Below are 12,297 nucleotides of genomic sequence, written 5' to 3' on the forward strand. Positions count from 1 at the left end.
AGGTTCCCGCCCTGCGCGGGCATGGCGCGCGTCCAGGCCATTCGGCGAAACCGCTCCAGCCTGCGGCGCGCGTCGGCAATGCAACGTGAAAGTGCCGCTCTACACGCCACGCACGCACTTGTCGTCGCACACTGGCAGACAGTTTGCCGTTCCACCCCAGCTGCCAGGATGCCGCCGATGACCACGCTGTGCTCGCTCTCCGATGACGCCATGCTCGACCGCCTGCAGCGCGCCGCGTTCGGCTACTTCACGGAGACGATGAACCCGCGCAACGGGCTGATCCCCGACACCTCGCGGCCGCACTCGCCGGTGAGCATCGCGGTGGTGGGCTTCGCGCTGTCGTGCTATCCCGCGGCGGTCGCGCGCGGCTGGATCGAGCGCGCCGAGGCGGTGCGCCGCAGCCTGCTGGCACTGCGCTTCTTCCATGACAGCGACCAGAGCGGCAGCCCCGCGGCCACCGGCTACAAGGGCTTCTACTACCACTTCCTCGACATCGACAGCGGCGCACGGGTGTGGCAATCGGAGTTGTCGATGATCGACAGCGCGCTGCTGATCGCCGGCATGCTCACCGTAGCCACCGCGTTCGACGGCCCCGGCGCGGAGGAAACCGAGCTGCGCGAACTGGCCGATGCGCTGTACCGGCGCGTCGACTGGCGCTGGTCGCAGGACGACGCGCGCACCATCTACCAGGGCTGGAAACCGGAGAGCGGCTACCTGCACTACGGCTGGGAGGGCTACAGCGAAGCGATCGTGCTGTACGCGCTGGCGCTGGGCTCGCCCACCCATCCGATCCCGGCCGACTGCTACGCCGGCTGGACCGCGACCTACCAGTGGGAGAACCTCTACGACCAGGACTTCCTCTACGCCGGCCCGCTGTTCGTGCACCACTACTCGCAGGCGTGGCTGGACCTGCGCGGCGTGCGCGACCGGTTCATGCGCGAAAAAGATTCCGACTATTTCGAGAACAGCCGCCGCGCGGTGGCCGTGCAGCGCCGCTACGCCGAACTCAACCCGCAAGGGTTCATCGGCTACGACCGCAACTGCTGGGGCCTGTCCGCCTGCGACGGCCCCACCGACGAACAGCTCGACGTGGCCAACGAGCAGCGCCACCTGTTCGGCTATGCCGCGCGCGGCGTGCCGTACGGGCCGGACGACGGCACCCTGTCGCCGCCGGCGGTGCTGGCCTCGCTGCCGTTCGCACCGCAGCCGGCGCTGACCGCGCTGCGCACCATGCTGCTGCGCCATCCGCAGATCCTCGGCGCCGATCGCCTGGCCACCAGCTTCAACGCCAGCGTGGACGGCGGCGATGGCGGGCCATGGATCTCGCCGGGGCATTACGGGCTGGACCAGGGCATCGTCTTCATGATGATCGAGAACCATCGCAGCGAGTCGATCTGGCGCCTGATGCGCGGCTGCCATCCGCTCGCCAGCGGCCTGCGCAAGGCCGGGTTCAGCGGCGGCTGGCTCGACGCGCCGGTCGGAGGAGTCCGCCAATGAGTACCCGCTACGACGCCAGCATCACTACTCCGCACGACGACTGGGAACGCGAACGCCTCGCCGCGGCGGGGCCGACCTCATGGGTCAATCCCGTGCCGGACGCGCCGTACCAGTTGGTGATCCTCGGCGCCGGCTCGGCCGGACTGGCCGCGGCGGAAGCGGCTGCCGCGCTGGGCGCGCGCGTGGCGCTGGTCGAACGCCACCTGCTCGGCGGCACCTGCTTCAACACCGGCTGCGTGCCGTCCAAGAGCCTGCTGCGCAGCGCCGCGGTGTACGCGCAGATGCGCGACGCCGCGCGCTACGGTGCGCAGGCGCCGGCCGCGATCACGGTGGATTTCGCCGCCGCGATGGCGCGCCTGCGGCGCATCCGCAGCCACCTCGCCGGCACCGTCTCGGTGCGCCACCTGGTCCAGCGCGGCGTCGACGTGTTCTTCGGCAATGCGCAGTTCACCGGGCCGGACAGCCTCGCCGTCAACGGCCAGCCGTTGCGGTTCCGCCGCGCAATGGTCGCCACCGGTGCGCGCCCGCAGATCCCCGATCTCCCCGGCCTCAAGCAGGCGGGTTTCCTCACCAACGCCACCGTGTTCGACCTGACCGAGCTGCCGCCGCGGCTGCTGGTGATCGGCGGCGGCCCGCTGGGCTGCGAGCTGGCGCAGGCGTTCGAGCGCTTCGGCGCCAAGGTCACCATCGTGCAGAACATGCCGCTGTTCCTGCCGCACGAGGAGCGCGACGCGGCGCAGACCCTGTCCGAGGCGTTCGCCCGCGACGGCATCGAGGTGCGCCTCAACACCGAGGTGGTCGCGATCCGTACCGAGGGTGCGGAGAAGGTGGTCGACCTGGTCACCGACGACTACCACAGCACGATCCGCGTCGACGCGATCCTGGCCGGCGTCGGGCGCCGCCCGAACGTGCACGGGCTGGCGCTGGAGGCCGCAGGCATCGACTACGACGAGACCGCCGGCATCACCGTCGACGACCACCTGCGCACCAGCAACCGGCGTATCTTCGCCGCCGGCGACGTCTGTCTGGAAGCCAAGTTCACCGACATCGCCGAGGAATCGGCGCGCATCGGCGTGCGCAACGCGCTGCTCGGCGGACGCGAGCGACTCAGCGAACGGGTGGTGCCGTGGTGCACCTATACCGATCCGGAGATCGCCCACGTCGGCCTGTACGTGCGCGAGGCGAACGCGCGCGGCATCCCGATCAAGACCTACACCATCCCGATGCACCAGGTCGATCGCGCGATCACCGACAGCGAGCAGGACGGCTTCGTCAAGCTGCACGTCAGCGAAGGCAGCGACCGCATCCTGGGCGCCACCATCGTCTCGCGCGATGCCGGCGACATGATCAGCCAGGTCACCCTGGCGATGGTCGCCGGCGTGGGCCTGCGCACGCTGGCGAAAGTGATCCATGCCTACCCGACCAAGACCGAGGCGATCCGCCTCGCCGCGATGGCGTACAACCGTCGCCGGCTGAGCGGCCGCCTGCTGGCGCGCCTGCGCCGCTGCCTGCCGCATTGAGCGTGCGCGGTCATCTCACGCGCGCTTATCGCCCGACCACCTAGAATCGCGAAATTCCACTCTCCACTTCACGCAAGGAGCTTCCATGCAACTGGGCATGATCGGTCTCGGCAAGATGGGCGCCAACATGGCGCAAAGGCTGCTCGACGGCGGCCACCAGGTCACCGGCTTCGACCCCAACGCAGACGCGCGCAAGCAGCTGGAAGGCAAGGGCGGCGGTTCGGCCGCTTCGCTCGAGGCACTGGTGCAGGCCTTGCCCGCGCCGCGCGTGCTGTGGCTGATGGTGCCCTCGGGCAAGGTCACCGACGACACCGTCGCCGCGCTGCTGGCGCTGCTGGACAAGGGCGACACGATGATCGACGGCGGCAATTCCAACTACAAGGATTCGCTCGGCCACGCGGCCAAGTGCAAGGACAAGGGCGTCAACTACGTCGACTGCGGCACCAGCGGCGGCGTGTGGGGCCTGGCCGAGGGCTACAGCATGATGGTTGGCGGCGACGAGCAGGTCGTCGAAACCCTGCGCCCGATCTTCGAGACGCTGGCGCCCGGCAAGGACCAGGGCTGGGGCCGCGTCGGCCCGGCCGGCTCCGGCCACTTCACCAAGATGGTCCACAACGGCATCGAATACGGCCTGATGCAGGCCTACGCCGAAGGCTTCTCGATCCTCAAGCACAAGCAGGAGTTCGGCCTGGACCTCGCGCAGGTCGCCGAGATCTGGCGCTACGGCAGCGTGGTGCGCTCCTGGCTGCTGGACCTGGCCGCCGACGCGCTCAAGAAGAACCCGCAGATGGACGGCGTCGCCCCCTACGTGGTCGACTCCGGCGAAGGCCGCTGGACCGTCGACGCGGCCATGGAACTGAGCGTATCGGCCCCGGTCATCACCCTCTCGCTGATGGAACGCTACCGCTCACGCGACGACGACTCCTTCGCCGACAAGCTGCTGTCCTCGCTGCGCAATGAATTTGGCGGGCACGCGATCAAGAAGGAGTGAGGCTGGCGCGTGGCGCCCTCTGCGGGGCACCTGCCCGCCCGTCATGCCTGCGAGGGCAGGCATCCAGCGACTTTGGGGGCGGCGAATGTTGTGTAGGAGCAAAGCAGTCGAGTGCTTCTGTAGGAGCGCGCTTGCGCGCGATGCTCTTGCTGGCGCATTGGCATTTCAGAGCAAGAGCTTTCGTCTGCCTGCGGCAGCCGAGTTACTTTCTCTTTGCGTGGCCAAAGAGAAAGTAACCAAAGAGAAAGGCCACCCCGCTTGGCGCTTGCCGCCCATCCATGGGCGGCAAGTCCGTGAGTCGGGGCCGGGCTTTTCGACAGGGCATCCTGCCCTGGCGAAAAGGAGCCGACATCCCTGTCGGCTCCCGCTGCGCGGCCCGTCGTCCCCGACTCACCGCCGCACAGGGGCCCCGGTAGAGCAGCGGGCCATCGTGGCCCGCACTCTTCAAAAGAGCCAACGCCGCTCCGCACGCTGGACGCGCACTTGTAGGAACCCGCTCGCGGGCGATGCCTTCCACGCTCCCCGAATCCCCGCACCCATCGTCCGAACGACCCGTCCCCCAACCGTTCGCGCTGAGCGTAGGCCGCGCTGCGGCCGGAGTCGAAGCGGCCCGTCGCTCGTGGGATGGCACCGTCAAAGACGGTCGATAGCCCTCGGCGATCGAGTTACGTCTCGCACCCGAAGTGATTTCGAAAAAACAGAAGGAGGTGGCCAACCCCGGTGGCGAGGTTCAACCGGTCGGCGCGGACCCGGGTGGGCTTGCCGGGGAGCGCCGGAACCCCGGCGGGGACGTGGCCAACCTCGGCGAGGAGGTCGAGAACCTCGGCGGGGATGTGGCGAAGCCCGGCGGAGAGGTCGGGAACCTCGGCAGGCAGGTTTGCAGCTTGGGCGTCGAGCTGGTGAATCCCGGCCTCGACGTCGTGCAGGTCCCGATGAACCCGCAAAGGCCCGGCGGCGCGGTCGTGGACCGCCCCGCCGGGGTCACGGATCAGGCGGCGGCCGGTTCCGGCACCGTGCGGGTACCCCGCGGGCCGGGGAAGCGCTGGCGCAGGTCGTCGTACACGTCCTGCGCACCGTCGCGGCCGCGGTGGGCCGCCTCGCGCACGCTCTGGTAGTAGGCCAGGTCGGCCATCCACACCTCGCTGGAAACCAGTTGCAAGGTGTCGTCCACGCTGCCGGCCAGCGTCTGCAGCTCGGTGGCGAAGCGCATCAACTGGCTGCGCAGGCTGCGATCCTTCTGCACCTCGGCCTGGTCGACAAAGCCCGGCACGAACTGCGCGCGGTTCGCCATGTAGGTCACGCACTTCTCGTCGAAACCGACCGACTTCGGCCCCAGCCGCGGCAACTCCTTCCGCTCCTGCGCCGACAGCGTCACCAGAAACGGCAATGCCCCGCGGATCGTTGCCAGCGCGCCCTGCACCGAGGCCACCTGCTCGTCCGACAGCACCGCCGAAATTCGATTGTCACTGGACATGGAAACACTCCTTGTACGTCGCAAGCCGCCGGATCGGCGGCGCGGGGAGCGTAGCAATCAGCGGTTGCGGGCTTGGGGCGCGGCGTGGTGTAGGGGATGGATGAGAGCGAACACCGTGCTCGACCCAGCCGCCCATGCAAGAATCGCTCTCTATGCGCCCATGATGACGGCGCGACAAACGTTTCCAAGCACCATCGGGGGATTTTCCAGGCATGAGCGCGCTGCACGACCTGCTCGACACCTACCGCCACACCGCCGTTACCGAGCGCGAAAAAGGCACCTACTTCGAGGAACTGATCCTCGCCTACCTGCGCAACGAGGCCACCTACCGCGACCTCTACCGGCAGGTATGGACGTATGCCGACTGGGCGCGCGAACACGGCCTGGACGCCCGCGACACCGGCATCGACCTGGTGGCCGAAGTGGCCGGCACCGGCGACGTGCACGCCGTCCAGTGCAAGCTGTACGCCGAGAACTACAAGCTGCAGAAGAAGGACATCGACAGCTTCTTCACCGCCTCCGGCAAGAAGCCCTTCGCCCACCGCATCATTGTCTCCAGCACCAACCACTGGAGCGAGCACGCCGAAGATGCGCTGCGCGACCAGCAGCCGCCGGTCAGCAAGATCGACCTGCACGACCTGGAAACCAGCCAGATCGACTGGTCGAAGTACCAGCCCAAAGCCGCCCCTGTCCTGAAACCGCAGAAATCGTTGCGTCCGCACCAGCAAAGCGCGCTGATGGCAGTGCGCGCGGGACTGAAGGAGGCCGACCGTGGCAAACTCATCATGGCCTGCGGCACCGGCAAGACCTTCACCGCGCTGAAGATCGCAGAAGACCTCGCCGGCAAGGGCAAGCGCGTGCTGTTCCTGGTGCCCAGCCTCGCCCTGCTGTCGCAGACGCTCACCGAGTGGACACAGGAGTCCGCCACCCCGCTGCACAGCTTCGCCGTGTGCTCGGATGCCGACGTGGGCAAGAAGCGCAAGGCCGACGACGACAGCGTGCAAACCTTCACCCACGAGCTGCGTTACCCGGCCACCACCGACGCCGCGCGGCTCGCCAAGGAAATGGCCAAGCGCCACGACGCCACCCACATGAGCGTGGTGTTCGCCACCTACCACTCCATCGACGTGGTCAGCCAGGCACAGCACGAACACGGCCTGCCGCCGTTCGACCTGATCGTGTGCGACGAGGCCCATCGCACCACCGGCGCCACCTTCGATGGCGACGACGAAAGCCATTTCGTCAAAGTGCACGCCCCGGACTTCATCCATGCCGGCAAGCGGCTCTACATGACTGCCACCCCGCGCATCTACGGCGAGGTAGCCAAGGCCAGCGCGCAAAAGGACAACGTGACGCTGGCCTCGATGGACGACGAAGCACTGTTCGGCAAGCGGCTCTACACGCTCAACTTTTCCGAGGCAGTCAAGCGCGACCTGCTGGTGGACTACAAGGTGATCGTGCTGGCGGTGGAGGAAGCCCACATCAACCGCCGCCTGCAACACCTGCTCAAGGGCGACGACAACAGCCTCAAGATGGACGACGCAGCCCGCATCGTGGGCTGCTGGAAGGCGCTGTCCAAGCAGGGACTCACCGAGGACCTGGCCGACGACGGCAGTCCGATGCAGCGTGCCGTGGCGTTCTGTCAGGTGATCGAAGCCAAGCCGGGAGCCAAGCAGCGCAAGGTGGGCAGCAAAAACATCGCGCAGATGTTCCAGGCCGTGGTGCAGGAATACCAGCGCACCGCCGACAGCGAGGAAGAAATCGCCGCCAGCCTGATCTGCGAGGCCGAACATGTCGACGGCGGCATGAACGCCAGCGAGAAGGAGGAAAAGCTCGACTGGCTCAAGGCCGCCACGCCGGAAAACACCTGCCGCGTACTCAGCAACGTGCGCTGCCTTTCCGAAGGCGTGGACGTGCCTGCGCTGGACGCCGTGCTGTTCCTCACCCCGCGCAACTCCCAGGTGGACGTGGTGCAGTCGGTCGGCCGCGTGATGCGCAAGGCACCGGGCAAGAAGCGCGGCTACATCGTGCTGCCGGTGGTGATCCCGGCTGGCGTGGAACCGCACGAGGCACTGAATGACAACAGCACTTACAAGGTGGTGTGGCAGGTGCTGCAGGCGCTGCGCTCGCACGACGACCGCTTCGACGCGATGGTCAACAAGCTCGACCTGATCGGCAAGAACACCAGCAAGATGGAGGTGGTGGCCGTCACCGAAAAGGTGCAGCGCCGCGCCGTCAACCTCAAGGTCAGCAAGACGACCCAACACGCCAACCGAGCCCGCGGCGGCAGCGCGATCGGTCAGGCCGTCAAGGACGACTACCGCCCCGAGCAGCACGAAATGGAGTTCGAGATCGGCGAGATCGAACGCGCCATCTACGCCAAGCTGGTGCAGAAAGTCGGCAACCGCCACCACTGGGAAGACTGGGCCAACGACATCGCCCGCATCGCCAACACCCACATCGACCGCATCCGCGCCATCCTCGAAGACCCGGCCAACACGCACGAACGCGAGGTGTTTCACGAATTCACCGCCGAGCTGCGCGACGACCTCAACGACGCCATCAGCGACGACGAGATGATCGAGATGCTGGCCCAGCACCTGATCACCAAGCCGGTGTTCGACGCACTGTTCGAGGGTTACAGCTTCGCCAGCCACAACCCGATGTCGCAAGCCATGCAGAAAGTGCTGGACGCGCTGCACGAGCACCGGTTGGACAAGGAAGCCGACACCCTCACCCAGTTCTACGACAGCGTGAAGCTGCGCGCCGAAGGCATCGACAGCGCGAGCGCCAAGCAGAAGATCGTGGTGGAGCTGTACGACAAGTTCTTCCGCAACGCCTTCCCCAAGATGACCGAGCGCCTCGGCATCGTCTATACGCCGGTGGAGGTAGTGGACTTCATCATCCACAGCGTGGAACACATCCTGCGCAGCGAGTTCGGCGAAGGGCTGGGCAGCCAGAACGTGCACATCCTGGACCCCTTCACCGGCACCGGCACCTTCATCACCCGCCTGATGCAGTCCGGCCTGATCAGCAAGGCGCAACTTCCGCACAAGTACCGGCACGAGATCCACGCCAACGAACTGGTACTGCTGGCCTACTACATCGCTGCCATCAACATCGAATCCACCTACCACGACATCGTCGGTGGCGACTACGTGCCGTTCGATGGCATCTGCCTCACCGACACCTTCCAGATGTACGAAAAGGACGATCTCGTCGATGCGCTGCTGGTGGACAACAGCGCGCGGCGCAAGCGGCAGAAGAAGCTGGATATCCGGGTGATCATCGGCAATCCACCATATTCGGTAGGGCAAGGCGATGCCGCCGACGACAACCAAAATGTCAGCTACCCAAGCCTCGATCAGCGTATTTCACAAACCTACGCGACACGGTCGTCCGCGCGAACGCGTACTAACGTATACGACTCCTACATCCGAGCGATTCGTTGGGCATCCGACCGCATTGGCAGCTCGGGTGTGATTGGCTACGTCACCAATGCAAGCTTCTTGGATGCCAACGCATCCGATGGTCTGCGCCTGTGCCTCGCCGAGGAATTCTCCGACCTCTACGTGTTCCACCTGCGCGGCAACGCTCGCACCAGCGGTGAGCAGCGGCGCAAGGAGAAGGACAACGTGTTTGGCATGGGCAGCCGCGCACCTATAGCCATCTCACTACTGGTGAAGAACCCGCACGCGAAGGAGCACGGTCGTATCCACTTCCATGACATCGGCGACTACCTAAACCGCGAGGACAAGCTGGCCAAAGTCGCTGTCTTCAGCAGCATCGCTGGAATCAGTGAGGCAAAAGCCTGGCAGTCCATCACTCCCGATGCCCACGGCGATTGGCTCAACCAGCGTGACGGTAGCTTCGAAAAATTCTTGGTCATGGGAAACAAGGCGGGTGGTACCGCCTTGTTTGTGGACTATTCGTACGGGCCAATCACTCACCGCGACATGTGGGTCTACAACTTCTCCCGCGCGACCTTAGCGTCAAATGTCGCCAACATGCTGGCGTTCTACAACAATGAGAGACATCGATATCAGGCAGCCTCAACGAACGAAGATTCAATCAAATTCGTCGTCAAAGACGCACAGAAGATTGCGTGGGACGATAAACTCTTTCGTGGCGTAGCGTCAGACAAAGAAATTTCCTATTGCGAACAATTCATCGTAAAGGCGTGCTATCGGCCATTTACGAAAACGTATTTCTACTTTGACCGCTCGTGTATCTGGAGTGCCTACCAGATGCCACGAATCTTCCCCGTCAGTGATGCAAAGAACCTCGTCATAGCAACCACCGGGCGTGGATCGACAAAAGAATTCTGCGCATTCATCGCTGACCACGTGCCAGATTTGGAGATGATCTCAAAGGGACAGTGCTTCCCTGAGAAGCTGTATGACACGGATGCAGCTGCAGCAATAGCAGCGAGCAGCGAGCAGCGAGCAGCGAGCAGCGAGCAGCGAGCAGCGAGCAGCGAGCAGCGAGCAGCAGTATATCGACTGGCAGCCTGAAAGTTTCGACGCAGACGAACAATCGCGTCATCTGTCTGACGCTGAGCGGCACGAAGGGCTTCTCGGTGATGATGACGGACGCAATTCCCGACCTGCACCTGATCGGGGACGCGCAATGCTTTCCGATGTTTCTCTACGAAACGGAGGAGGCCGAACGATGAACACCACCAAGCAAACCCCCAGTGGTGATCTGTTCCAACAGGAACAACCTCAGCCAAAGATCGTCCGCCGCGACGGCATTACCGACGCCGGACTTGCGCACTTCCAATTCGCCTACCCTGGCGAAACGATCACCAAGGAAGACATCTTCTATTACGTCTACGGCCTGTTGCATTCACCCGACTACCGCGAACGCTACGCCGACAACCTCGCCAAGGAACTGCCGCGCATTCCGTGCGTGAAGTCCGCCAAGGACTTCTGGGCGTTCAGCCAAGCGGGCCGCGCACTGGCCGAGCTGCATCTGAACTACGAAACCGTGCCGATGTACGCGGGCGCGAAGGTGGTGGGCACGGACGGGAAACCGATCAAGCTTGGCGAATCAACGGCACTGGATTCCCGCGTTCGCGGGAATGACGACGATGCTGCCTTCTGGCGGGTGGAAAAGATGAAGCTGCCCAAGATCGGCGGCGAGAAGGACCTCACCCGGTTGATCTACAACGGTCGCATCACCGTCACGGGCATCCCGCCCGAAGCCTACGACTACGTGGTCAACGGCAAGAGCGCGCTGGACTGGGTGATCGAGCGCCAGTGCGTGAAGACCGACAAGGACAGCGGCATCGTCAACGACGCCAACGACTGGGCCACCGAAACCATGCACAACCCGCGCTACCCGCTGGAACTGTTCCTGCGCGTGATCACCGTCAGCCTGGAAACCATGAAGATCGTGCGCAGCCTGCCGCCGCTCGATCTTCCTTGAACCTTCCCGCACAAGCGGGTCGCGCGCCAGCCCCGTAGGGCGGGCAAGCAAAAGGTCGCGACACAATGACCACAGGGCGCCGTTCCGCTTCTCGCCCGCGCAGCGGGCGCACCGAGTGCGGGCCAGGATGGCCCGCTGCTCTACCCGGGGTCCCTTGCGCGGCGGTGAGTCGGGGACGACAGGCCGCGCAGCGGGCATCGGCATGGATGCCGATGCCTTTTCGCCAGCACATGGATGTGCTGTCGAAAAGCCCGGCCCCGGCTCACGGACTTGCCGCCCATGGATGGGCGGCAAGCGCCAAGCGGGGTGGCCTTTCTCTTTGGTTATCTTTCTCTTTGGCCACGCAAAGAGAAAGTAACTCGGCTGCCGAAGGCAGACGAAAGCTCTTGGCTTTGAACGCAACCAAAAGCAAGAGCATTGCGCGCAAGCGCGCTCCTACAGCGGCTCCCGACCGCTCTGCTCCATGCAACCTTCAGCGCAACCCGAAAGTCGCTGGATGCCTGCCTTCGCAGGCATGACGGGTGGGGGAGTGAGTCGAAGTGCGATGCCTGCCTTCGCAGGCATGACCGGGTAGGGGTGCTTGCGTGTCGGGAGAACGGTGCGAGAACGAGGCCGCCGCCCGTTACAGCAACTCCCCCTGCGCCGCCGCATAACTCAATCGCCCATCCACCACGCGCGCCGCCGAGGTGTACGGGTGCACGGTGGTGTGGGTGGCGTCGAGGATGTGGATGACTTCGATGCCGCGCAGCTTGAGCACGTCGGAGACGATGGAGCGGTGGCAACGCCACCAGACCACTTCGGCGCACATCATGGCGGTGCGCTGGCGGGCGGCGAGTTGCAGCAGTTCGGCGAGGCCGTCGGCGAATTCCGCGGTGGCGGTGTAGTCGGCGTAGCCCTGGAAGGAGGCGTTGCGCCAGGCGGTGTTGGGCGAGTCCGGCTGCACCTTGCGGCGACCGCCGAGTCTGGGAATCCACTGATAGGCGATGCCGTGGGCGGGCAGCGACGCGGCCAGCGCCTCGCTGGCAAAGTGCGGGTGGCGGCGCGAGCCGGGGAAGCGACGCACGTCGGCGATGGCCTGGATGCGGTAGTGGTCGAGCAGGCCGAGGAACTCCTCCAGCGGACGGGTGGAGTGGCCGATGGTCCAGATCGTGGCGGGGCTTTCGGGCATTGCGTCAATCGACTTTGTGCAGCGCCGCGCCCTTGTGCATGGCGACGTGCTCGGTCTTGTCGCTCTTGATCTCGTACTGCGGGTCGTCCTCGCTGCAATGGCGCGTGTGGCCCTTGTACTCGGTGTCGCGGGTGTGCACCCTGGTGATGTGGCCGCTGACGTGGCCGGCCTCCGAGTTCCAGCGCACGTGGTCGCCGACCTTGAATGCATGGCTCAT

The 12,297-nt window shown here is 65.3% G+C and carries 9 protein-coding genes; 6 read left to right on the forward strand and 3 right to left on the reverse strand.

What is annotated here, in order from left to right; all coding sequences use genetic code 11:
• The first annotated feature begins 177 nt into the window (after positions 1 to 177).
• From ACVCMG_RS10985 to gnd, 3 genes are read left to right on the forward strand one after another with little or no spacing between them, the layout of a single operon-like run.
• Positions 178 to 1,497: a glucoamylase family protein gene (locus ACVCMG_RS10985; RefSeq protein ID WP_447114133.1), complete on the forward strand. Its 1,320-nt coding sequence runs from the start codon at positions 178 to 180 to the stop codon at positions 1,495 to 1,497.
• The gene (locus ACVCMG_RS10990; RefSeq protein WP_447114134.1) at positions 1,494 to 3,017 is read left to right on the forward strand and encodes a mercuric reductase; all 1,524 of its coding nucleotides are present in this window, start codon (positions 1,494 to 1,496) and stop codon (positions 3,015 to 3,017) included. The genes ACVCMG_RS10985 and ACVCMG_RS10990 overlap by 4 nt, the downstream gene beginning before the upstream one ends.
• Complete coding sequence (gnd, locus tag ACVCMG_RS10995) at positions 3,013 to 4,008, forward strand: phosphogluconate dehydrogenase (NAD(+)-dependent, decarboxylating) (RefSeq protein WP_447115408.1); 996 nt, start codon at positions 3,013 to 3,015, stop codon at positions 4,006 to 4,008. The genes ACVCMG_RS10990 and gnd overlap by 5 nt, the downstream gene beginning before the upstream one ends.
• Positions 4,009 to 4,996: 988 nt before the next feature.
• Here gnd and ACVCMG_RS11000 read toward each other — a convergent pair.
• On the reverse strand, positions 4,997 to 5,482 hold the full coding sequence (locus tag ACVCMG_RS11000) for a hypothetical protein (protein WP_447114135.1): 486 nt from the start codon (positions 5,480 to 5,482) through the stop codon (positions 4,997 to 4,999).
• Positions 5,483 to 5,694: 212 nt separating this feature from the next.
• On the opposite strand from ACVCMG_RS11000, the gene ACVCMG_RS11005 reads away from it, so the two are divergent.
• From ACVCMG_RS11005 to ACVCMG_RS11015, 3 genes are all read left to right on the forward strand, one after another.
• A complete protein-coding gene (locus ACVCMG_RS11005; protein ID WP_447114136.1) occupies positions 5,695 to 9,996 on the forward strand; it encodes a DEAD/DEAH box helicase in 4,302 nt (1,433 codons plus the stop codon).
• Positions 9,997 to 10,061: 65 nt separating this feature from the next.
• Positions 10,062 to 10,157: a hypothetical protein gene (locus ACVCMG_RS11010; RefSeq protein WP_447114137.1), complete on the forward strand. Its 96-nt coding sequence runs from the start codon at positions 10,062 to 10,064 to the stop codon at positions 10,155 to 10,157.
• The gene (locus ACVCMG_RS11015; RefSeq protein ID WP_447114138.1) at positions 10,154 to 10,912 is read left to right on the forward strand and encodes a type ISP restriction/modification enzyme; all 759 of its coding nucleotides are present in this window, start codon (positions 10,154 to 10,156) and stop codon (positions 10,910 to 10,912) included. Before ACVCMG_RS11010 ends, ACVCMG_RS11015 begins: the two co-directional genes overlap by 4 nt.
• A 622-nt stretch (positions 10,913 to 11,534) precedes the next feature.
• Here ACVCMG_RS11015 and ACVCMG_RS11020 read toward each other — a convergent pair.
• Positions 11,535 to 12,080: a DUF488 domain-containing protein gene (locus ACVCMG_RS11020; RefSeq protein WP_395120674.1), complete on the reverse strand. Its 546-nt coding sequence runs from the start codon at positions 12,078 to 12,080 to the stop codon at positions 11,535 to 11,537.
• 4 nt (positions 12,081 to 12,084) lie between these two features.
• Positions 12,085 to 12,297 carry a DUF2945 domain-containing protein gene (locus ACVCMG_RS11025; RefSeq protein ID WP_447114139.1) on the reverse strand — a complete coding sequence of 71 codons (213 nt, stop codon included), beginning with the start codon at positions 12,295 to 12,297 and terminating at the stop codon, positions 12,085 to 12,087.

It is taken from the genome of Rhodanobacter sp. UC4451_H18 (assembly GCF_052978225.1).